We start from the raw sequence: 21,720 nt of genomic DNA on the forward strand, positions 1-21,720 counted from the left end.
GGGGGGGGGGGGGGGGGGGGGGGGGGGGGGGGGGGGGGGGGGGGGGGGGGGGGGGTGGGGGGGGGGGGGGGGGGGGGGGGGGGGGGGGGGGGGCCCCCCCCCCCCCCCCGCCGCGCTGCCGGTCAAGGCCCCAGCCACCTTGCCGCAAGCCGATTCACCGCGGCCGTCAAGCGTCTTGACCGGCCGGAATCCGGATTCCTACGGTGCCCCCACCGCTCGATGACATCCGCACCCGCGGCCTCGCCGCGCAGCCGGAGGAGGCGCCCCATGCCCGCACCCCGCACCGTTCTGCTCACCGGCGCCGCCGGCGGAGTCGGCACCATGATGCGCGCGCTGCTGCCGCCGTACGGCTACCGGCTGCGGCTCTTCGACCGGCGGCCCGTCGAGGACGAACCGGACGCGGTCATAGCCGAGTTGGCCGATACGGCGGCGCTGCGCGGGGCGGTGCGCGGGGTCGACGCGATCGTCCATCTCGCCGGTATCTCCCTGGAAGCCCCGTTCGAGGACATCCTGCGCGCCAACATCGAGGGCACCTACCACCTGTACGAGGCGGCGCGCGCGGCCGGTGTCCGCCGGGTCGTCTTCGCCTCCTCCAACCACGCCGTCGGCTTCACCCCGCGCCCCGCGGACGGCTCCGGCGCCATCCCCGTCGGTACGCCCCGGCGCCCGGACACCTACTACGGCCTGTCCAAGGGCTTCGGCGAGGACCTGGCCTCGCTCTACTGGGACCTGCACGGCATAGAGACCGTCTCGGTCCGGATCGGCTCCTGCTGCCCCGTGCCGACGTCGGTGCGGATGCTGTCGATCTGGCTGAGCCCGGCCGACTGCGCACGGCTGCTGGACGCCGCGCTCACCGCACCCGGCGTCGGCCACACCGTCGTCCACGGCTCCTCCGCCAACACCCGCCTGTGGTGGGACCTGTCGACCGCCCGCGCCCTGGGGTACGCCCCGCAGGACGACTCCGAGCCGTACGCCGCGGAACTGATCGCCGCCCAGGGCGAGCTGAACCCCGAAGACCCCGCTCACGCGCATCTCGGCGGTTCCTTCTGCACCGACCCGCCGCGCCGGCCGCACTGACCGGCGCCCCGCGCCCGTGGGGACCACGGGCCAGACCTGCCACGGAACCCGTACCGTCCGGCCGGCGTCCTCGTCTACGTACCGCATTCTCCGCGCAGGAACGAGGAACGCATCATGGGCATCGTCAGCTGGCTCGTACTCGGGCTGATCGCGGGCGTCATCGCCAAGGTTCTGCTGCCGGGGCGGGACCCGGGCGGGCTCATCGGCACGACCCTGATCGGCATCGTGGGGTCCTTCATCGGCGGCTGGCTCTCCACCCAGTTCCTGCACCGCCCGATCCCGAAGGACTTCGGCGAACCGGCCATGTGGGTCTCCTCGATCGCCGGGGCGCTGGTCCTGCTGATCGGCTACCGGCTGCTCTTCGGCAACTCCCGGGAACGCCGGTGAACGGACCGGACGGCCATCGGACCGCGGGTAATGGAACCGCAAAGGCGAGCCGATCGTTGAGCCCGGCATGACCGCTATGACTCCTGGCTCGAACCTCCCGCTCAGCGCCGTGCGGGTGGCGGTGGATGTCACCGCCCCCGTGCGGCTGGACGTATCGGGCCTGCTGCTGGCCGCCGACGGCAAGGTGCGCTCCGACGACGACTTCGTGTTCTACAACCAGCCCGCCGGGCCGGGCGTGACGCACTCCGCGGCGGCCGGCGGCGGCGACACCATCACGGTGGACACCGCCGCGGTGCCCGGGGACATCGAGAAGATCGTGGTCACCGCGAGCCCGGACGCCCCCGGCACGACCTTCGCCGGCACCGAGCCGACCGGCACGGTCCGCAACGCCGACGACGGCAGCGTCCTCGCCACCTTCACCCCGCCGCAGCTGGGCGCCGAGACCGCGCTGGTGATCGTCGAGATCTACCGCCGCGGCGGCGCCTGGAAGGTCCGCGCCGTCGGCCAGGGCTACGCCAACGGCCTGGCGGGGATCGCCACCGACTTCGGCGTCAGCGTCGAGGAACCGGCCGCCCCCGCCGCCGCCCCGCAGGCACCGCCCGCTCCCCCGGCCCCCGCGGCCCCCGCGCCGCCCGCCGGTCAGTGGGGCCCGCCCACCGGCGCCCCGGCCCCGGCCGCGCCTCCGGCTCCCGCGGCGCCCGCCCCGGCCGCCGCGCCCGGCAAGATCAACCTCGACAAGGGCCGTGTCAGCCTCCAGAAGAACCAGACCGTCTCCCTGGTCAAGGGCGGCCGCCCGCTGCTCAGCTCGGTCCGGATGGGCCTCGGCTGGGAGCCCGCCTTCCGGGGCAAGAGCATCGACCTGGACGCCTCCGTCATCGCCTACGGACCGGACCGCAAGAAGGTCGACAACTGCTTCTTCGGCAAGCTGATGATCCTGGGCGGCGCGATCCAGCACTCCGGCGACAACCTCACCGGTGAGGGCGCCGGTGACGACGAGGCGATCACCGTCCACCTCGGCGGGCTGCCGCCGGAGGTGACCGGTCTGGTCTTCGTGGTGAACTCCTTCTCCGGCCAGAAGTTCTCCGATGTCGCCAAGGCGTACTGCCGTCTGCTGGACGCCCAGAGCGGTGAGGAGCTGGTCCGCTTCGACCTCACCCACTCGGAGCCCCGTACCGGCGTGATGATGGCCAAGCTGATCCGCCAGTTCTCCGGCGAGTGGGAGATGACCGCGATGGGCGAGTACGTCGACGCCCGCACGGTCCGCGGCATGACCAAGCCGGCCGGCCAGGCGCTGTGAACCGGTGACGCCCGGTCCCTGACGGCCCGGTGCCGTCAGGGCCGCGGCGGCTCACCCACCGGCCGCCCGGACCGCCTTCCCTGGTGCGGGACCGGTCCGGGACCGAGAATTGTGTCGTCCGCACCGTCGGACCCGGTACGACCGCGGCACCCCTCCGTCCCCGTCCGCACGCGCCGGGGCTCCGCCCCGTTCCCACCGGGCCCGTCCGCCACGGCCCGGCACGGCGGCGCCCGTCAGGGCCCGTCCCCCACGGCACGCACGAGGAGCGTTCGATGACGCAGCAGCCGCCGCCGGCCGCACCCGCGGACCCCCCGGACGGCCCAGCGCCCACGGAGCTTCCGGACCGGGTCGCGCGGATCTACGGCGAATTCGACCTCAGCACCGTCCCCGCCTTCGCCGGCGGCTTCATCAATTTCGGCTACTGGAAGGGCCTGCCCGGCCCCGGCCGCGAGCTGACCCGGGCCGACCGGGTGCGCAGCGAGGAGGACCTCTACCGCCTGGTGCTCGGCACCTTCGACGCGCCGCGGGGCCGCACCGCCCTGGACGTCGGCTGCGGCCGTGGGCTGGGCTGTGCGCTGGCGCTGCGGGAGTTCGGGCTGGGGACGGTCATCGGGCTGGACGCCCACCCCGACCAGATCGCCCGCGCCCGGGAGACCCATGCGGACCTGCTCGACACGTCCGCGGACGCACCCGGCCGGCTGGAGTTCGTCCTGGGCGCGGCCCAGCGCATCCCGCTGCCCGACGACTCCGTCGACTGTCTGTTCTCCGTCGAGGCGGCGCAGCACTTCCGTGATCTGCCCGGCTTCGCCCGGGAGACCGCCCGGGTGCTGCGCCCGTCCGGCCGGCTGGCGCTGACCACCTTCTTCGCCCGCACCCCGGCGGCCGCCCGCGCGCTGCCCGAGCTGCTGCCCCCGTACGCCGACGGCCTGGACGTCCCGCATGTGGTCGACGAGGTCGCCGCGACCCTGGCCGCGGCGGGTCTGCGGGAGGTACGGGTCCGGCCGATCGGCGACGGCGTCTGGGAGTCGTACGACCGCTACATGGCCCAGCAGCCGGAACTCCACGACGACGAGTGGCCGCGCCGCTATCTGACGGCGTATGAGACCGGGCTGCTGGACTACTACGTCCTGACGGCGGCGGCCGGCTGAGCCGCCGCCGGACGTACCGCTGCCGCTACCGGCTCTGCCGCTGCCACGGCCCGGTGATGGCCAGCATGATGCCGGGCTCCTGGATGTTGGCGAACAGCGTCTGCCCGTCCGGGGAGAAGACCGGGCCGGTGAACTCGCTGAACTCGGGCTCGGCCGCGGTGCCGATGTTGAGCTCGTTGCGGGCGATGGGGTAGGTCCGGCCGTCGTCGGTGGCCCCGAAGAGGTGCTGGACGCCCTCGCCGTCCTCGGCGATGATCAGCCCGCCGTAGGGCGAGACGGTGATGTTGTCGGGGCCGTCGAGCGCGCCGTCCTTGGAGGGGTCGGGGTTGACGCCCAGCAGCACCTTCAGGGTCAGGGTCCGCCGCCGCGGGTCGTAGAACCACACCTGTCCGTCGTGCTGGACGGGGCTCTCGTCACGGGCGTAGGAGGACACCACGTACGCGCCGCCGTCCGCCCACCACAGGCCCTCCAGCTTGCGGGCACGGGTGACCTCGCCGTCCTTGAACTGCTTGCGCACCGAGACCTCACGGGCGTCCCGGTCGGCGACCTCGACCCAGTCGACGCCGTAGACCGTGCCGGCCTTGGTGGCGCGCGAGAGGTCGTCGACGAACCGGCCGCCGGAGTCGAAGCACTTGAAGGCCTCCAGCACACCCGCGTCATCGGCGAGCGAGCGCAGCTGACCGCGGCCGTGGCGGAAACCGTACGGCGGGGTCCAGCGGTAGAAGAGGCCGTTGGGGCCGGAGGCGTCCTCGGTCAGGTAGAGGTGGCCGCGCTTGGGGTCGACGACGACGGCCTCGTGGGCGTAGCGGCCCAGCGCCTTGACCGGCTTGGGGTCGCGGCCGGCCTTGGGGTCGTGCGGGTCGACCTCGAAGACATAGCCGTGGTCCTTGGTCATGCCGTGTTCGCCGGCCTTGTCCTCGGTCTCCTCGCCGGTGAGCCAGGTGCCCCAAGGGGTGGTGCCGCCCGCGCAGTTGGTGGAGGTACCGGCGACGCCGACCCACTCGCCGACCGGGCTGCCGTCCTTGGCGACCTCGACCACGGTGCAGCCGCCGGACGCCGCCGGGTCGTAGACCAGGCCTTCGGCCAGCGGCACCGGGTGCGGCCAGTCGGCGCGCGGGCCCTTCAGCTCGTGGTTGTTGACCAGGAGGGTGGTGCCGCGGGGGCCCTCGAAGGTGCCGGTGCCGTCGTGGTTGGAGGGGGTGGACTCACCACTGTCGAGCTGGGTGACGCCGGTCCGGGTGATGATCCGGTACGAGAATCCGGCGGGCAGCGCGAGGATGCCGTCCGGGTCCGGGACCAGCGGGCCGTAGCCGAGGCCGGTGCCGTCCGCCGCGCCCTCCGCGCCGGCGTCCGGTGTCTCCGCGCCGATGGCTCCCGGTGCGGAGGCCAGCACGCCGACGCTGCCGGCCAGTGCGACGCCCGCGCCGGTGAGGGCGGAACGCTTGGCGAAGTCTCTGCGGGTGAGCGGCATTCTCATCTCCTGGATGGCCGGTTTCTTCTCCCCTGTGCCTGCGGGCACACGCTTTCGTGCGCCGTCGAATTCCAGTTGAACGGGGTACGACATCCGGGAAGCAATTGGGGCGTGTCCGGCGGACCAGGTACCTGTCCTGGTCCGCCGCACACGCCCCGGGGCATGGCTCGATTCCGCCCGTCCGGCCGTGCCGTATCAGCCGGACTGGCGCGAGCGCGCCTTGAACGCGGCCTTGCGGGCCTCCTTGGCGGCCTTCTTGTCCGGGTGCAGCCGGCCCATGGCCTCCAGGACGTCGGCGGTGCCCGGGTGGTCCACCCGCCAGGCGGTGTCGAAGAACCCGCTGTGCTGCTCGGTCAGGCCCTGTACGAGGTCGCGCAGCTCGGTCGTGGCCTCCTCGTCGGCGCTGTCCCCGAGCTGCGCCGCGAGGGTGTCGATGGTCAGCCAGAAGATCATCTCCTGGGACGGCTCGGGGATACCGGGCAGCGCGCGCTCGGCGAGCCAGACCCGGGCCAGGCCGCCGAGCTGCCGGTCGTCGAGCACCTCACGCAGCGCGGCCTCGGCGTCCGGCGAAACCAGCGAGAGGGTCTGCTGGGCGGCGAGCCGGCGCCGCGGGGCGCGCTCGTCGTCCCCGCGGGCGGACGTGAGCAGGTCCCGGGCGGCGTCGAGCGGCGTCCGGGCGGCGAGCCAGAGCTCGGACTCGGCCTGGGCGAGCGCCTCGGGGTAGTCGGGCAGCGCCTCCAGGAGGACATCGGCGCCCTTGTCGGTGAGGTCGCCGACCGCGGGGGCGTGCACCCCGGCGTCCAGCATCCGGGCGCGGACGGCGTAGACACCGAGCGGGGTGAGGCGGACCAGGCCGTAGCGGGAGACGTCCTCGTCGGTCAGCGGCCCGTCACCGGAGGACGCCCCGGCCCCCTGGGGAAGGACCGTCTCACCGTCCTCGTCCAGCTCCTCGATCAGGGCCTCGTCGACGGGCCGGTAGGCGACCAGACCGATCGGCTCCAGCACCCGGAACTGGTCGTCCAGGCGCATCATCGCCTCGGAGACCTCTTCGAGGACCTCGTCCGTGGGCTCGTCCATGTCCTCCGGGACGATCATGGAGGCGGCCAGCGCGGGCAGCGGAACGTCCTGGTCGGGGCGCTCGTTCAGGGCCGAGAGCAGATAGAGGTTGCCGAGGATGCCGTCCAGCAGCTCGGCCTCCTCCTCCGGGTTCCAGTCGAGCGCGTCCAGGTCCAGTTCGCCGCCCTCGGTGAGCTGGTCGGCCAGGTCGGCGAGGTCGGGGGCGGCCGCGTCGGCGAGCACGGTCTCCATACCGCCGAGCCAGATGTCGAGGACGTCCTGCGGGCTGCCTGAGGTGAGCAGGCTCAGCTCCTCGCCGGGGGTGGCGGTGCCGGCCACGGCGTCGTCGGGCAGGTCGGCGCCGTCCTCGCTCTCCTCGGCCTCCGTGATCTCCACCAGTCCGGTGTCGACCGCGAGCTGCCAGGCCTCGGCGGTGTAGGCGGGGCCGTCCTCGTCGCCGGTCAGACCGAGGTGCTCGGTGGCTGCGGCCAGCGGCTCCTCCAGGATCTGGCCGCCGACGCCGACCGGGACACCGCGCTCCGCCCAGCGGGCGAGCTTCGCGGCCCGCGCCATCAGGGGGGCGCTCAGCGCGTCGCGGGCCAGCTCCGCTTCGGAGTGCAGCCGCACCGGCGGCAGGGTGGGGCGGTCTGCGGACATCGGGTGCTCAGCTCCTCGGACGGACTACGGCTGGGGGACCTCCCAGCGGTAGCTGGGGAGTGCGCCGCCCAAGCGTAGACGGAATTCTCCTCATCTCGGACGGTTCACCCACGCGCCCCCTGCCGGTTACCCGCAGAAGCTTGACAACTCCCTTGTGTGAGCAAGAGATTGACGCAGATCGACGCGCGTAGCGCGCGCCGATACCGCTCCGTACTCACGTTGCCACAGCCACCCCCCATACCTCTCGGAGGCATCCATGCCGTCCCGTCGCTCGCTCCGCAGAACGGCCGTCGCCAGTGCGGTGGTCTGCGCCGCCCTGGCCGGCGGACTGCTGACCGCCACCCAGTCCGCCTCCGCGGCCGGTGCGCGGATACACGACATCCAGGGCAGCACCCGCATATCCCTGCTGGCCGGACAGCAGGTCAGCGATGTTCCCGGCACGGTGACCGCGATCCGCTCGTTCGGCTCGGCCCGTGGCTTCTGGGTGCAGGACCCGCAGCCGGACCACGACGCGGCCACCAGCGAGGCGGTCTTCGTCTACACCGGCAAGGAGACGCCGAAGGTCACCGTCGGCGACTCGGTCACCGTCTCCGGCACGGTCAGCGAGTACTACCCCGGCGGCAAGGACGCCGGTCTGCAGTCGGTCACCGAGATCACCGAGGCGACCTGGAAGACGGTCTCCGCCGACGCCCCGCTGCCGTCCGCCTTCAAGCTCAACGCGGCCTCGCTGCCGAACCGTTACGCCCCCGACGGGGACGGCAAGAGCATCGAGTCCCTGAAGCTGCGCCCCACCTCGTACGCCCTGGACCGCTACGAGTCGCTGGAGGGCATGCGCGTCGCGGTGTCCGACGCCCCGGTCGTCGGCGCGACCAACACCCATCACGAGCTGTGGGTGACCGCCGAGCCGCGGCACCACCGCACGGCCCGCGGCGGCACGCTCTACGGCTCGTACGCGGACCCCAACGGCGGCCGGGTCAAGGTGGCGTCGCTGATCCCCTTCAGCCAGGAGCCGTTCCCGGTGGCCGATGTCGGCGACGCGCTGACCGGCACCACCGCCGGGCCGCTGGACTACGACAACTTCGGCGGCTACACGCTGCAGGCCACCCAGCTGGGCAAGATGGCCGACCACGGCCCGGCGCCGGAGAAGACCCGCAAGCAGAAGTCCGACGAGCTGGCGGTGGCCACCTACAACGTCGAGAACCTCTCCCCGAGCACCCCGCAGGCCAAGTTCGACCGGCTGGCCAAGGGGCTGGTGGAGCACCTCGCCTCCCCCGACGTGGTCGCGCTGGAGGAGGTCCAGGACGACAGCGGCACCAAGGACAACGGCGTGGTCACCGCCGGGGAAACCCTCAAGAAGCTCACCGAGGCGATCAAGGCGGCCGGTGGCCCGGCGTACGAGTGGCGGCAGATCGACCCGGTCAACGACGAGGACGGCGGCCAGCCCGGGGGCAACATCCGGGTGGCGTTCCTGTTCAACCCCGAGCGGGCCTCGTTCACGGACGTCAAGGGCGGTGACGCCACCACCCCGGTGAAGGTGGTCGACGACCACGGCAAGGCCGCGCTGTCCGCGTCCCCGGGCCGGATCGCGCCGGCCGACCCGGCGTGGAAGACCAGCCGCAAGCCCCTTGTCGGCCAGTTCTCGCTCAAAAGCCGCCCGGGGAGCCGGGTGTTCGTGATCGCCAACCACTTCAACTCCAAGGGCGGCGACCAGGGTCTGGACAGCCGTTTCCAGCCACCGGTCCGGAGTTCGGAGACCCAGCGCACCGCACAGGCCAAGCTGGTCAACGGATTCGTCAAGGACCTGCTGGCCAAGGACTCCAAGGCCGCGGTCGTGGTGGCCGGCGACCTCAACGACTACCAGTTCTCGCCGGCCCTCAAGGCCCTCACCTCCGGCGGCGTGCTCACCGACCAGGTCAACCGGCTGCCCGCCGCCGAGCGCTACGGCTATGTCTACAGCGGCAACTCGCAGGTGCTGGACCACATGCTCACCACCCGCCCCCTGACCCGCGCCGACTACGACATCGTGCACATCAACGCCGAGTACGCGGACCAGGCCAGCGACCACGACCCGCAGGTCCTGCGCGTCCGCCCGTAGCACCACGGAAGGTCACCGCCGGTGACCCCCTCGTCACCCGTCCGGCCCACGTCCGGGGGCCAACCGCCGCCGGGGGTGCGGTACTGGGCTGGTAAGCACCATTCGGCGAGACATAGGGAGTCATCATGCCGAAGTCCCAGAACCGTAAGTCGGGCAACAAGGACCGTGCCGCGGAGCGGCGCGCCGACCAGCGGAAGCCGAAGTCGTCGGAGGAGTCCGCTTCCGAGCGGACCCAGGACCTGAAGCGTTCGCGGAACGGCCTGACTGACGCGTGATGGGCTTGTGATGCCCGAGCGGCCGCTGCACCGATGGTGCGGCGGCCGCTTCGCATGTCCGGACCCACTCCCGTAGCGCTGCTCAACACCTCACCCGGCACAACTCAGTGGACGTGAAATATGAGGCGCCCTCACACTCCCGGCCTGCCCGCCATGCCCCTCCCCCGCACCGCCGCGCCACCCTTCGGACGTGTCGCGGCGGCCATGATCACCCCGTTCACCGCCGACGGCACGCTCGACACGGACGGCGCGCAGCGGCTCGCCACCCATCTCGTCGACGACGGCGGCTGCGACGCCCTGGTGCTGAGCGGCACCACCGGGGAGTCCCCGACCACCTCGGACGCCGAGAAGGAGAGCCTGCTGCGGGCCGTGGTCGAGGCGGTCGGCGACCGGGCGCGGATCACCGCGGGGGTCGGCACCAGCGACACCCGGCACTCCGTCGCGCTGGCCCGCGACGCCGAACGCGCGGGCGCACACGGCCTGTTGGTGGTCACCCCGTACTACTCACGGCCCACCCAGGAGGCCGTCGGCCACCATCTGCGGACGGTCGCGGACGCCACCGGGCTGCCGGTGATGCTCTACGACATCCCGGGCCGCACCGGTACCGCGCTGACCGCCGCGACCCTGCTGCGGCTGGCCGCCCATCCGCGGATCGCGGCGGTCAAGGACTGCGGCTACGACCTGCTGAAGTCCGCGAAGGTGCTGGCCGCGACGGAGCTGGCCTACTACGCGGGCTGCGACGAACAGATCCTGCCGCTGCGGGCCCTGGGCGGCTCCGGCTGCATCAGCACCGCCGCCAATGCCGCTCCCCGGGCGGTGCGCGCCCTGATGGACGCCTTCGACGCCGGGGACACGGCCGGAGCGACCCGCCGTCAGCTCGCCCTGATCCCGCTCATCGAGGCGGTGACCGGCGGGGAGGCCCCCGGCTCGGTCACCGTGAAGGCGCTGCTCCAGCACCTCGGGCTGCCCGCGGGGCCGGTCCGCGGCCCGCTGCTGACGGCGGACGCCGGGCTCACCAGCCGGCTGGCGGATGCGCTGCGGACGACCCTGGACCGGACTGCTGATGCGGGTACCGCGGTGCCTGCGGGGGTGCCTGGTTAGGCGGGTAGGAGGCGGGCGGCGGTCCGAAGCCGGCCGGTGCGTCCGGCTGCCCGTACGGGCCCGGGGCCCCGGCGGCCGCCGCGGACGGCTGCTCCGGGTCCGGTACCAGGTCCCGGACCAGCAGCGTCGCACCGGCGACCGCGCCCGGCATCAGCACCACCGCGATGAACGGGATCAGGAAGAGCAGCACGATCGGAGTGCCGAAGCCGACGGCGAGAGCCTTGCGGCCGCGCAGCAGCCGGAGCCGCTCGCGCACCGGGATGTCCCGGCGCTGCATGGCCACCGAGGTCAGCTCGACGGCGAGGAAGAAGCCGGAGACGCAGAAGCCGATCGCGGGGATCACGGTCTGCCCGATGAACGGCACGAAGCCGAGGAAGAACAGCAGGATGCCGAAGCCGGCCGCCCGCAGCAGCACATGCACGCTGTCCCGCAGCGCGATCCAGATCTCCTGCCACATCGGACGGTCCGGGGACGGCGGGCAGTGCCCCTCGGACTCCTCGACCTTCTCCGACAGCGACTCGTAGAAGGGGTCACCGATCAGCAGGGTGACCGCGGTGAAGGTCAGCACCGACAGCATCAGCCCGCCGGCGAACAGCAGGGCCACGAACACCCCGCGCAGCAGCCCCTGCCAGGGCTCGTCCCAGCCGTCGGCGAACGGCGTCGCCCAGGCCGCGATGTCGCCGGACCAGATGGCCAGCGCGATGAGCACCCCGGCGTACAGGACCAGCGCGATCAGCGCCGGAATCAGCCCGAATCCCCACCACCGGCCGTGCTGGGCGACCCAGCGCTGGCCCTTGCCCAGATACCGCATCCCCGCTACAAGATCACGCATGGCGCAAGCCTATCGGCCCGGCGGGGGCGGGGCTCCGGGCGGGCACGACAACGGCCCGGCGGGGATGCCCGCCGGGCCGCAGTGACCGGGTCCGCTCAGTTGTGGCTGTGCAGCACCTCGTTGAGGCCGCCCCACTCCGCCTTGTTCGGGCGGGCCTCGACGGCCCCGGTGGTGGAGTTGCGGCGGAAGAGGATGTGGTCCGCGCCGGAGAGCTCCAGGGCCTTGACGATCTGGCCGTCGGGCAGCGTGACCCGGGTGCCCGCGGTGACGTACAGACCGGCCTCGACGACGCACTCGTCGCCCAGCGCGATCCCGATGCCCGACTCGGCGCCGAGCAGGCAGCGCTCACCGATCGAGATGATCTGCTTGCCGCCGCCGGAGAGGGTGCCCATGGTGGAGGCGCCGCCGCCGATGTCGGAGCCGTCGCCGACGACGACGCCCGCGCTGATCCGGCCCTCGACCATGGAGGTGCCCAGCGTCCCGGCGTTGAAGTTGACGAAGCCCTCGTGCATGACGGTGGTGCCGGCCGCGAGGTGCGCGCCCAGGCGCACCCGGTCGGCGTCCGCGATCCGGACCCCGGCGGGCGCGACATAGTCCGTCATCCGCGGGAACTTGTCGATGCCGGTGACCATCAGGTGCAGCCCCTCGGCGCGGGCGTTCAGCCGCACCGTCTCCACGTCGTCGACGGCCACCGGGCCCAGCGAGGTCCAGGCGACGTTGGACAGCAGGCCGAAGACGCCCTCCAGGTTCTGCCCGTGCGGCTTGACCAGCCGGTGGCTGAGGAGGTGGAGGCGCAGGTAGGCGTCGTGGGCGTCCAGGGGCTTGTCGTCGAGCGAGGCGATGACCGTCCGGACGGCGACGACCTCGACCGCACGGACCGGGTCGGGCCCGATCGCCTTGAGGACGGTGGCGCCGAGCAGTTCGGTGGCGCGCTCGTCGTCCAGGCGCTCGGTGCCGGCCGGGCCGAGGTCCGCGGTGGACGCGGCGACCAGCTCGGGCGCCGGGAACCAGGTGTCGAGAACGGTGCCGTCGGAGGTGACGGTGGCGAGCCCGGCGGCAACGGCGCCGGTCGTACGGGGTGCAGCAGCTTCGGTCATGTTCGAAACCTAACCGCAGGGTGCCCACCGAGGCGAACCGGTCTCAGCGATCGGGCCGGGCCGGCGGGCCGTACCACGCCGTTCACACGGGCGTGCCGGGCGCCGGGCGCGCGCCGACGAGGCGCCGGTGCCCGCCGGACGACGGGCGGCCCCGGGCGCCGGGCCGCCGGCTCAGCCCAGCACGCCGGCCAGCCCGGCCCGTACGGACGCGGGGTCGAAGGGCTGCCCGGTCAGCAGATGCTGCAGCACCAGCCCGTCGGTGAACGCCACCACGGCCCGCGCGGTCCGGACGTCGCCGATCCGCCGCCCGAGCAGCCGCACCATCTCGTCCAGGCACTCCGCGGCGATCGGCCGCACCGCCTCGTGCCGCAGCGCCGCCAGATACAGCTCGTACTCCAGCTCCATCCGCGAGCGGTCCCCGGCCAGGGTGTCCGCGACCAGCCGGGCGACCTCCTCGGCGAGTGGCACCGCCGGATCGATCCCGTCGACCCAGCGTGCGAACTCGGCCAGGCATACGCCGTTGACCTGCCGCAACGCGGCGATCAGCAGCTCGTCCAGGGAGGCGAAGTGGTACGTGGTCGAGCCGAGCGGCACATCCGCCGCGGCGGCCACCGCACGGTGGCTGAGCCCGGCGATCCCGCGCTCGCCGACCACCGCGATCGCCGCGTCGATGATCCGCTGCCGCCGGTCGGGATCGTAGCGCCGGGCCATCAGTGCGCCCCGTCCAGATTCAGCACCACGACACCGACGATCACCAGCAGCACCCCGAGGATCTTCAGCGCACTGGCACTCTCCCCCAGGAACACCATCCCGATCGCCGCGATCATCGCCGTCCCCGTACCGGCCCAGATGGCATACGCGGTCCCGACACTCATCGACTTGAGCGTCTGCGCGAGCAGCCCGAACGCGAGCAGATACCCCAGCGCCGTCCACACCGACGGCCACAGCCTGCTGAAGCCGTCGCTGTACTTCATCGCGGTGGTCGCGAGGACCTCGGAGAGGATCGCGCCGGCAAGAGTCAGATAGGCCATGCGTACGAGCGTACACAACGTTGCGTACGGGCGTACACAGTGCGGTCGGGCCACCTTTCCAGCCGGCCGGGGGTGCCCCCGATACGGCGAAACGGCCGTGCCCGCCGGAAAATCCGGGGGCACGGCCGTTCGGCTGGTCTTGCGGGGCCGACGTCTCAGACGTTGAAGCCCAGGGCGCGGAGCTGTTCGCGGCCGTCGTCGGTGATCTTGTCCGGGCCCCACGGGGGCATCCAGACCCAGTTGATCTTCAGCTCATTGACGATGCCGTCCGTGGCGGACTTCGCCTGGTCCTCGATGACGTCGGTCAGCGGGCAGGCCGCGGAGGTCAGCGTCATGTCGATGGTGGCGATGTTGGCGTCGTCGACGTGGATGCCGTAGATCAGCCCCAGGTTGACGACGTCAATGCCCAGTTCGGGGTCCACGACGTCGTACAGCGCCTCGCGGACCTCCTCCTCGGAGGCAGGCTTCGTGGTGGTCGGAGTGTCGGTCATGCGGTCTTCGCCTCCTCGGAGAGGGCCTTGGCCGTGGCGTCCTTCCAGGCCATCCAACTGAGCAGGGCACACTTCACGCGCGCCGGGTACTTGGAGACACCGGCGAACGCCACCGCGTCCTCCAGGATCTCCTCCATCGCGTCATCCGGCTCGACCTGGCCCTTGGACTGCATCAGCTCCAGGAACGTCTCCTGGATCTTCTGCGCGTCACCGAGCTGCTTGCCCACCAGGAGCTCGTTGAGCACCGACGCGCTGGCCTGGCTGATGGAGCAGCCCTGGCCCTCGTAGGACACGTCCTCAATCGTCGCGCCGTCGAGCCGCACGCGCAGCGTGATCTCGTCACCGCACGTGGGGTTGACATGGTGCACCTCGGCGTCGCCGTCCCGAAGACCGCGCCCATGGGGGTGCTTGTAGTGGTCCAGGATGACGTCCTGGTACATGGAATCCAGCTTCACGGCTCAGTCAGTCCTCGTCCTCATCCGCTGTGCTTGTTTACCGGCAGTGCTTGCTTAACCGAAGAAGTTGCGGACGTGTTCCAGGCCCTCGACCAAGGCGTCGACCTCGGCGGGCGTGGAATACAGATAGAACGACGCTCGCGTGGTCGCGGGGATTCCGTAGCGCAGGCACACCGGCCGTGCGCAGTGGTGGCCCACCCGGACCGCGATGCCCTGCTCGTCCAGCACCTGGCCGACGTCGTGCGGATGGATGTCGCCGAGCGTGAAGGAGAGCGTCGCCCCGCGGTCCTCGGCCGTGCTCGGGCCGATGATGCGCAGGTCGGGGACCTCCAGCAGCCGCTTGACGGCGTACTCGGTGATCGCGTGCTCATGCGCGGCGATGTTGTCCATGCCGATCGAGGTGAGGTAGTCCACGGCCGCGCCGAGGCCGACGGCCTGGGCGATCGGGGGCGTACCGGCCTCGAACTTGTGCGGCGCGGGCGCATAGGTCGAGGAGTGCATCGAGACGGTCTCGATCATCTCGCCGCCACCGAGGAACGGCGGGAGGTCCTCCAGCAGTTCCTGGCGGCCCCAGAGGACGCCGATACCGGTCGGGCCGCACATCTTGTGGCCGGTGAAGGCCACGAAGTCGGCCTGCAGCGCCTGCACGTCCAGCACCATGTGCGGGGCGGCCTGCGAGGCGTCGATGCAGACCAGCGCGCCGACCTCCTGGGCGCGACGAATGATCGTCTCGACCGGGTTGACCGTGCCCATGATGTTGGAGACCAGCGTGAAGGAGACGATCTTCGTCTGCTCGGTGATGACCTCTTCGATGTTGGACAGGTCGAGACGGCCGTCGTCGGTGATGCCGAACCACTTCAGCTTCGCGCCGGTGCGCTGCGCGAGCAGCTGCCACGGGACGATGTTGGAGTGGTGCTCCATCTCCGTGATGACGATCTCGGTCTCGCGGTCCACCCGGTAGGGCTCTTCGGCCCAACCGAGCATGTTGGCCACGAGGTTGAGCGACTCGGAGGCGTTCTTGGTGAAGATGACCTCGTCGCGGCTCGGAGCGTTGATGAAGGCGGCCACCTTGTCGCGGGCGCCTTCGTACAGCGCCGTGGCCTCCTCGGCGAGCACGTGCACGCCGCGGTGGACGTTGGCGTTGTGGCGTTCGTAGTAGGCGTTCAGGGCGTCGAGGACCTGGCGCGGCTTCTGCGAGGTCGCCGCGTTGTCCAGGTACACGACCTTCTTCCCGTCATGGACCTGGCGGTCCAGAAGGGGGAAGTCCTTACGGATCGCCTCGGTGTCGAGGAGGCCCGGCAGCTGTGTCACGCGGTTGCGCCGCCCTTCGTGTAAGCCTCGTAGCCCTCGGCCTCCAGCTTGTCCGCGAGCTCGGCGCCACCGGACTCGGCGATCCGGCCGTTGGCGAAGACGTGGACGTGGTCGGGCTTGATGTAGCGCAGGATGCGCGTGTAGTGGGTGATCAGCAGGGTGCCGACCTCGCCGGTCTCACGGACGCGGTTGACGCCCTCGGAGACGGTGCGCAGCGCGTCGACGTCCAGACCGGAGTCGGTCTCGTCGAGGATCGCGATGGCCGGCTTCAGCAGCTCCAGCTGGAGGATCTCGTGGCGCTTCTTCTCACCGCCGGAGAAGCCCTCGTTGACGTTGCGCTCGGCGAAGGAGGGGTCCATCTGGAGCCGCTCCATGGCCTCCTTGACCTCCTTGACCCACAGCCGCAGCTTGGGGGCCTCACCGCGGATCGCGGTGGCGGAGGTCCGCAGGAAGTTGGAGACCGAGACGCCGGGCACCTCGACCGGGTACTGCATGGCGAGGAAGACGCCGGCCCGCGCGCGCTCGTCGACGGACATCTCCAGGACGTCCTCGCCGTCGAGGGTGACGGTGCCGCCGGTGATCGTGTACTTGGGGTGACCCGCGAGGGAGTAGGCGAGGGTCGACTTGCCGGAGCCGTTGGGGCCCATGATGGCGTGCGTCTCGCCCTGCTTCACGGTCAGGTCGACGCCCTTCAGGATCTCGCGCGGGCCGTTCTCGGCCTCGACGGAGACGTGCAGGTCGTGGATCTCAAGCGTTGCCATGGGTGACTCAGGACTCCTGGGTGACGGAGACGAGCACGTCGTCCCCTTCGATCTTGACGGGGTATACGGGGACGGGGCGCGTCGCGGGAAGGCCGCTCGGCTTGCCGGTGCGCAGGTCGAAGCTCGAACCGTGCAGCCAGCACTCGATCGAGCAGTCCTCGACCTCGCCCTCCGAGAGGGAGACGTTCGCGTGCGAGCAGATGTCGTTGATCGCGAACACCTCGCCCTCGGTGCGGACCAGGGAGATGGGCGTGCCGTCGATCTCCACCCGCTTGGGGGTGTCGTCCTCCAGCTCGCTCAGCGCCGCTGCGCGTACGTACGTCATGCCGCGGCCGCTTCCAGCTCGGCCTCGATCTTGCTCATCAGACGCTCCTCCACGTCCGGGAGACCGATCTGCTGGACCAGCTCGGCGAAGAAGCCGCGGACGACCAGGCGGCGGGCCTCGTCGGCCGGGATGCCGCGGGCCATCAGGTAGAACAGCTGCTCGTCGTCGAACCGGCCGGTCGCCGAGGCGTGGCCGGCGCCGACGATCTCACCGGTCTCGATCTCGAGGTTGGGCACCGAGTCGACCCGCGCGCCGTCGGTGAGGACGAGGTTGCGGTTGAGCTCGTAGGTGTCCGTGCCGGTCGCGGAGGCCTGGATCAGGACGTCACCGATCCACACGGCGTGCGCGTCGTCGCCCTGCAGCGCGCCCTTGTAGACGACGTTGGAGCGGCAGTTGGCGGCGTCGTGGTCGACGAAGAGCCGGTGCTCGTGGTGCTGGCCCTGCTCGGTGAAGTACAGACCGTAGAACTCGGCCTCGCCGCCGGGGGCCGCGTAGGTGACCCGGGGGTGCAGCCGGACGAGGTCGCCGCCGAAGGTGACGACCACGGACTTGAAGCTCGCGTCCCGGCCGACCAGGGCGTTGTGCTGCCCGGCGTGGACCGCGTGGTCGTCCCAGTCCTGGACGGAGACGACGGTCAGCTTGGCGCCGTCGCCGAGGAGGTAGTCGACATTGGCGGCGAGCACCGCGTCACCGGTGTGGTCGATGACGACGACGGCCTCGGCGAACGCACCGAGCTCGATGACCTGGTGGCCGTAGGCCGTGCCGCCCTCACCGTGGACGGTGACCCGGATCGGCTCGGAGAGCTGGGCGTCCTTGGGGACCGAGATCACCGACGCCTTCTCGAAGGAGCTGTACGCCTGGGCGGCGACCCGGTCCACGGGCGTCCCGGCCTTGCCGACCCGCGGGTCGGTGCGGTCGACCAGCTCATGCGTGACGCCCTCGGGCGCGGTGATGTCGATCTTCAGGTCCGGGCCGCCGGCCTCGGCGCTGCCGTCGTGCAGCCCCTTCAGACGCCCGAGGGGCGTGAAGCGCCACTCCTCCTCGCGGCCGTGCGGCACCGGGAAGTCCGCCACGTCGTAGGACGGCGGGGCGCTCATCCGGGTGGCGACGGTCGACTCCGCGGCCACCGCGATGGAGCCGGTGGTCGTGGAACCCGCCGGTGGGGGTCCCCCCTGTCCGAGGGCATTCGAGGACTTGGGGGAGTTCTGAGCCTCAGCCATGGCTGTCGTAGTGCTCGCTTTCTGGTTGCGATGCTCGGCCTGCCCGCAGGACGGCCGCCGCGTCGGTCGTTGAGTGTGCCGTGGCCGTCAGCCGACCGCGCCTTCCATCTGCAGCTCGATCAGGCGGTTGAGCTCGAGTGCGTACTCCATCGGCAGTTCACGGGCGATCGGCTCGACGAAGCCGCGCACGATCATCGCCATGGCCTCGTCCTCGGACAGACCGCGCGCCATCAGGTAGAAGAGCTGGTCCTCGCTGACCTTGGAGACGGTCGCCTCGTGGCCCATCGACACGTCGTCCTCGCGGACGTCGACGTAGGGGTAGGTGTCCGAACGGGAGATGGTGTCCACCAGCAGGGCGTCACACAGCACGTTGGACTTGGAGCCCGCGGCGCCCTCGCCGATCTCGACCAGACCGCGGTAGGAGGTCCGGCCGCCACCCCGCGCCACCGACTTGGAGACGATGTTGGAGGAGGTGTTCGGCGCCATGTGGACCATCTTGGAGCCGGCGTCCTGGTGCTGGCCCTCGCCCGCGAAGGCGATGGACAGGGTCTCGCCCTTGGCGTGCTCGCCCATGAGGTAGACCGCCGGGTACTTCATGGTCACCTTGGAGCCGAGGTTGCCGTCGACCCACTCCATGGTCGCGCCCTCGTAGGCGACGGCACGCTTGGTGACCAGGTTGTAGACGTTGTTCGACCAGTTCTGGATGGTCGTGTAGCGGCAGCGGCCGCCCTTCTTCACGATGATCTCGACCACCGCGGAGTGCAGCGAGTCCGACTTGTAGATCGGCGCCGTGCAGCCCTCGACGTAGTGGACGTAGGCGTCCTCATCGACGATGATCAGCGTCCGCTCGAACTGGCCCATGTTCTCGGTGTTGATCCGGAAGTAGGCCTGCAGCGGGATGTCGACGTGGACACCCTTGGGCACGTAGATGAACGAGCCGCCGGACCACACCGCGCTGTTCAGCGACGCGAACTTGTTGTCACCGACGGGGATGACCGTGCCGAAGTACTCCTGGAAGAGCTCCGGGTGCTCCTTCAGCGCGGTGTCGGTGTCCAGGAAGATGACGCCCTGCTCCTCCAGGTCCTCGCGGATCTGGTGGTAGACGACCTCGGACTCGTACTGCGCAGCGACGCCGGCGACCAGGCGCTGCTTCTCCGCCTCCGGGATGCCGAGCTTGTCGTAGGTGTTCTTGATGTCCTCGGGCAGGTCCTCCCAGGAGGCGGCCTGCTGCTCAGTGGAGCGGACGAAGTACTTGATGTTGTCGAAGTCGATGCCCGACAGGTCCGAGCCCCACTGCGGCATGGGCTTCTTGTCGAAGAGCTTCAGCCCCTTGAGGCGGAGCTTGAGCATCCACTCCGGCTCGTTCTTCTTCGCCGAGATGTCACGGACGACGGCCTCGGAGAGGCCGCGCTTGGCGGAGGCGCCGGCCACGTCGGAGTCGGCCCAGCCGTATTCGTAGTTGCCCAGGCCCTCGAGCTCGGGGTGAGCAGTCTCCGTGGGGAGCGTCATGCGGGGTTCCTCCCGGCCGTGCTTGCAGATGCTGTGGTGGTCTTGCTGGTGCGTGCGGTGCTGTGAGCGGCCTTGCCGGCACCGGCCTTCGGGACGAAGGTCGTGCACACCCCGTCGCCGTGGGCGATGGTGGCAAGGCGCTGTACATGGGTCCCGAGCAATCGGGAGAAGACCTCGGTCTCCGCCTCGCACAGCTGCGGGTACTGCTCGGCGACATGGGCGACCGGGCAGTGGTGCTGGCAGAGCTGTTCACCGAGCTGGGGATTGGGGGCGCTGCGCGCCGTAGCAGCGTACCCGTCCGCGGTCAATGCCTTCGCAAGGGCCTCGGTACGGTCCTCCGGCTCGGCGGCCTCGACCGCCGCGCGGTAGCCCTCGGCCTGCGCGGCGAGCCGCGCGCGGGCGAAGGCGGCGACGGCCGCCTCGCCCTTCTCGCCGCCGCCCGCGCTCTGCGCGATCCAGCGCAGCGCGTCCGAGGCGAGCTGGTCGTAGGCCTGGTCGAAGGCGTCCCGTCCGCAGTCGGTGAGGGCGAATGCCTTGGCCGGACGGCCGCGGCCACGGGTGCCGTAGACACGCTTCTCGCGGGGCTCGACGACGCCCTCCGCGGCCAGCGCGTCCAGATGACGGCGGACGGCCGCCTGGGTCAGCTCCAGGCGGAGGGCGAGCTCGGCCGCGGTGGACGGACCGTGGTCGAGAATGGAGCGGGCGACCCGGTTGCGGGTGCCCTGCTGTTCGTCGTGCGCCGCGGCGGGCGGGACGGGGGCTCGCCGCTCGGTCTTCTCGGGCGCGGAGGGATCCGGCCCGGAGGTCTGCTCGACCTCGGGCCCTTCCTGTTCCTCGCTCGGGTATTTCACAACGCCATTGTTGCGTAATTCGTCAAAGTGATTCAAGCCTCGTCCGGACCACGGACGGGTGGCCTCTATCACTTAGGGTTACCTAATTCAAGTGCCTACTGGATCACCGATTGCCGCGCCGACCTGCGCGGGCGCACCCCGGGCCCGCTCCGGCCCGGCGGCGCGCACGCGGCGCGCGGGCCGTCGGAATCCGTTCCGTCCCACACCGCCGGATCGGGGAACGGCGCCCTCCAGGGCCCACGCCCCCATTGAAGGCAGGCCTGCCACTCTCCGTAGACTGCCCGGCATGCCCAGCACCTCCCCGGGGGGCGACCCCCGGCCCCCCGGCCGAGAGCCCGCCGTCGAGATCACCGGCCTGGTCAAGCGCTACGGCACCAAGACCGCCGTGGACGGGCTCGACCTGACCGTCGCCCGCGGCACGGTCACCGCCGTGCTCGGTCCGAACGGCGCCGGCAAGACCACCACCGTCGAGACCTGCGAGGGCTACCGCCGTCCGGACGCCGGCCGGGTGCGGGTCCTGGGCCTGGACCCGGTCGCCGACGCCGCGGCGCTGCGGCCCCGGATCGGCGTGATGCTGCAGTCCGGCGGCGTCTACGCGGGCGCCCGGGCCGAGGAGATGCTGCGGCACACCGCCACCCTGCACGCCCACCCCCTCGACGTCGGCACGCTCATCGACCGGCTCGGCCTGGGCAGCTGCGGACGGACCCCCTACCGGCGGCTGTCCGGCGGCCAGCAACAACGGCTGGCGCTGGCGATGGCTGTGGTCGGCCGCCCCGAACTGGTCTTCCTGGACGAGCCGACGGCCGGTCTCGACCCCCAGGCCCGGCACGCCACCTGGGACCTCGTACGGGAACTGCGCGCCGACGGCGTCAGCACCGTACTGACCACGCACTTCATGGACGAGGCCGAGCAGCTCGCCGACGATGTCGCGATCATCGACGGCGGCCGGGTGATCGCCCAGGGCAGCCCGGACGAGCTGTGCCGCGGCGGCGCGGAGAACAGCCTGCGCTTCACCGGCCGCCCCGGGCTCGACCTCGGCTCGCTCCTCAAGGCGCTGCCCGCGGACAGCTCCGCCGCGGAGCCCGCCTCCGGTGTCTACCGCGTCCACGGCAAGGTCAACCCGCAGCTGCTGGCCACCGTCGCCTCCTGGTGCGCCCAGAACGGCGTGATGCCCGACGCGATAGCCGTCGAGCGCCACACCCTGGAGGACGTCTTCCTGGAGCTCACGGGCAAGGAGCTGCGCGCATGACACGGCAGGGCCACACCGTCACCG

The 21,720-nt window shown here is 71.5% G+C and carries 22 protein-coding genes; 8 read left to right on the plus strand and 14 right to left on the minus strand.

Going from position 1 to position 21,720, the window contains the following annotated elements; all coding sequences use genetic code 11:
- Nucleotides 1-267: 267 nt before the first annotated feature.
- From ACFW5B_RS28290 to ACFW5B_RS28305, 4 genes are all read left to right on the plus strand, one after another.
- Complete coding sequence (locus ACFW5B_RS28290) at nucleotides 268-1,077, plus strand: NAD-dependent epimerase/dehydratase family protein (RefSeq protein WP_386445427.1); 810 nt, start codon at nucleotides 268-270, stop codon at nucleotides 1,075-1,077.
- Nucleotides 1,078-1,191: 114 nt separating this feature from the next.
- The gene (locus tag ACFW5B_RS28295) at nucleotides 1,192-1,464 is read left to right on the plus strand and encodes a GlsB/YeaQ/YmgE family stress response membrane protein (protein ID WP_386445430.1); all 273 of its coding nucleotides are present in this window, start codon (nucleotides 1,192-1,194) and stop codon (nucleotides 1,462-1,464) included.
- 76 nt (nucleotides 1,465-1,540) lie between these two features.
- Entirely contained in the window at nucleotides 1,541-2,761 is a 1,221-nt protein-coding gene (locus ACFW5B_RS28300; RefSeq protein WP_386445550.1) for a TerD family protein, read from the plus strand.
- A gap of 272 nt (nucleotides 2,762-3,033) precedes the next feature.
- On the plus strand, nucleotides 3,034-3,909 hold the full coding sequence (locus tag ACFW5B_RS28305; RefSeq protein ID WP_386445433.1) for a class I SAM-dependent methyltransferase: 876 nt from the start codon (nucleotides 3,034-3,036) through the stop codon (nucleotides 3,907-3,909).
- Between the two features lie 25 nt (nucleotides 3,910-3,934).
- Here the strand turns inward: ACFW5B_RS28305 and ACFW5B_RS28310 are convergent, their stop codons facing one another.
- Nucleotides 3,935-5,380, minus strand: coding sequence for an alkaline phosphatase PhoX (locus ACFW5B_RS28310; RefSeq protein WP_386445436.1), 1,446 nt, complete (start codon nucleotides 5,378-5,380; stop codon nucleotides 3,935-3,937).
- A gap of 195 nt (nucleotides 5,381-5,575) precedes the next feature.
- On the minus strand, nucleotides 5,576-7,093 hold the full coding sequence (locus ACFW5B_RS28315; protein ID WP_386445439.1) for a hypothetical protein: 1,518 nt from the start codon (nucleotides 7,091-7,093) through the stop codon (nucleotides 5,576-5,578).
- Between the two features lie 256 nt (nucleotides 7,094-7,349).
- On the opposite strand from ACFW5B_RS28315, the gene ACFW5B_RS28320 reads away from it, so the two are divergent.
- The 3 genes from ACFW5B_RS28320 to dapA all read left to right on the plus strand — a co-directional run bounded on the left by ACFW5B_RS28320 (nucleotide 7,350) and on the right by dapA (nucleotide 10,564).
- On the plus strand, nucleotides 7,350-9,188 hold the full coding sequence (locus tag ACFW5B_RS28320; RefSeq protein ID WP_386445441.1) for an endonuclease/exonuclease/phosphatase family protein: 1,839 nt from the start codon (nucleotides 7,350-7,352) through the stop codon (nucleotides 9,186-9,188).
- A gap of 125 nt (nucleotides 9,189-9,313) precedes the next feature.
- Nucleotides 9,314-9,463: a hypothetical protein gene (locus tag ACFW5B_RS28325; protein ID WP_167511565.1), complete on the plus strand. Its 150-nt coding sequence runs from the start codon at nucleotides 9,314-9,316 to the stop codon at nucleotides 9,461-9,463.
- A gap of 153 nt (nucleotides 9,464-9,616) precedes the next feature.
- On the plus strand, nucleotides 9,617-10,564 hold the full coding sequence (gene dapA, locus ACFW5B_RS28330) for a 4-hydroxy-tetrahydrodipicolinate synthase (protein ID WP_386445444.1): 948 nt from the start codon (nucleotides 9,617-9,619) through the stop codon (nucleotides 10,562-10,564).
- On the opposite strand, the gene ACFW5B_RS28335 is transcribed toward dapA, so the two are convergent.
- From ACFW5B_RS28335 to ACFW5B_RS28390, 12 genes are all read right to left on the minus strand, one after another.
- A complete protein-coding gene (locus tag ACFW5B_RS28335) occupies nucleotides 10,476-11,396 on the minus strand; it encodes an EI24 domain-containing protein (RefSeq protein WP_386445447.1) in 921 nt (306 codons plus the stop codon). The two genes, dapA and ACFW5B_RS28335, sit on opposite strands and share 89 nt — an antisense overlap.
- A 95-nt stretch (nucleotides 11,397-11,491) precedes the next feature.
- Nucleotides 11,492-12,493 (minus strand): 2,3,4,5-tetrahydropyridine-2,6-dicarboxylate N-succinyltransferase, encoded by a 1,002-nt coding sequence (gene dapD / locus ACFW5B_RS28340; RefSeq protein ID WP_386445449.1) that lies wholly within the window; start codon nucleotides 12,491-12,493, stop codon nucleotides 11,492-11,494.
- Between the two features lie 171 nt (nucleotides 12,494-12,664).
- A complete protein-coding gene (locus ACFW5B_RS28345; protein WP_386445452.1) occupies nucleotides 12,665-13,204 on the minus strand; it encodes a TetR/AcrR family transcriptional regulator in 540 nt (179 codons plus the stop codon).
- Nucleotides 13,204-13,524, minus strand: a complete 321-nt coding sequence (locus tag ACFW5B_RS28350; protein WP_386445455.1) for a DMT family transporter — start codon at nucleotides 13,522-13,524, stop codon at nucleotides 13,204-13,206. The genes ACFW5B_RS28345 and ACFW5B_RS28350 overlap by 1 nt, the downstream gene beginning before the upstream one ends.
- A gap of 155 nt (nucleotides 13,525-13,679) precedes the next feature.
- A complete protein-coding gene (locus tag ACFW5B_RS28355; protein WP_086718002.1) occupies nucleotides 13,680-14,015 on the minus strand; it encodes a metal-sulfur cluster assembly factor in 336 nt (111 codons plus the stop codon).
- Nucleotides 14,012-14,470 (minus strand): Fe-S cluster assembly sulfur transfer protein SufU, encoded by a 459-nt coding sequence (gene sufU, locus ACFW5B_RS28360; RefSeq protein WP_127150283.1) that lies wholly within the window; start codon nucleotides 14,468-14,470, stop codon nucleotides 14,012-14,014. The genes ACFW5B_RS28355 and sufU overlap by 4 nt, the downstream gene beginning before the upstream one ends.
- Before the next feature lie 54 nt (nucleotides 14,471-14,524).
- The gene (locus ACFW5B_RS28365; protein WP_386445461.1) at nucleotides 14,525-15,781 is read right to left on the minus strand and encodes a cysteine desulfurase; all 1,257 of its coding nucleotides are present in this window, start codon (nucleotides 15,779-15,781) and stop codon (nucleotides 14,525-14,527) included.
- The gene (gene sufC, locus ACFW5B_RS28370) at nucleotides 15,778-16,542 is read right to left on the minus strand and encodes a Fe-S cluster assembly ATPase SufC (protein WP_362612286.1); all 765 of its coding nucleotides are present in this window, start codon (nucleotides 16,540-16,542) and stop codon (nucleotides 15,778-15,780) included. Before sufC ends, ACFW5B_RS28365 begins: the two co-directional genes overlap by 4 nt.
- Nucleotides 16,543-16,549: 7 nt before the next feature.
- A complete protein-coding gene (locus tag ACFW5B_RS28375) occupies nucleotides 16,550-16,867 on the minus strand; it encodes a non-heme iron oxygenase ferredoxin subunit (RefSeq protein ID WP_386445464.1) in 318 nt (105 codons plus the stop codon).
- Nucleotides 16,864-18,087, minus strand: coding sequence for a Fe-S cluster assembly protein SufD (gene sufD / locus ACFW5B_RS28380; RefSeq protein WP_386445467.1), 1,224 nt, complete (start codon nucleotides 18,085-18,087; stop codon nucleotides 16,864-16,866). The genes ACFW5B_RS28375 and sufD overlap by 4 nt, the downstream gene beginning before the upstream one ends.
- Before the next feature lie 87 nt (nucleotides 18,088-18,174).
- A complete protein-coding gene (gene sufB / locus ACFW5B_RS28385) occupies nucleotides 18,175-19,596 on the minus strand; it encodes a Fe-S cluster assembly protein SufB (RefSeq protein ID WP_386445469.1) in 1,422 nt (473 codons plus the stop codon).
- Nucleotides 19,593-20,447, minus strand: coding sequence for a helix-turn-helix transcriptional regulator (locus tag ACFW5B_RS28390; RefSeq protein WP_386445472.1), 855 nt, complete (start codon nucleotides 20,445-20,447; stop codon nucleotides 19,593-19,595). The genes sufB and ACFW5B_RS28390 overlap by 4 nt, the downstream gene beginning before the upstream one ends.
- 286 nt (nucleotides 20,448-20,733) lie before the next feature.
- On the opposite strand from ACFW5B_RS28390, the gene ACFW5B_RS28395 reads away from it, so the two are divergent.
- Nucleotides 20,734-21,696, plus strand: a complete 963-nt coding sequence (locus tag ACFW5B_RS28395) for an ABC transporter ATP-binding protein (RefSeq protein ID WP_386445475.1) — start codon at nucleotides 20,734-20,736, stop codon at nucleotides 21,694-21,696.
- Nucleotides 21,697-21,720 lie beyond the last annotated feature (24 nt).

The organism is Streptomyces sp. NPDC058773 (assembly GCF_042746015.1).
Classification (GTDB): domain Bacteria; phylum Actinomycetota; class Actinomycetes; order Streptomycetales; family Streptomycetaceae; genus Streptomyces.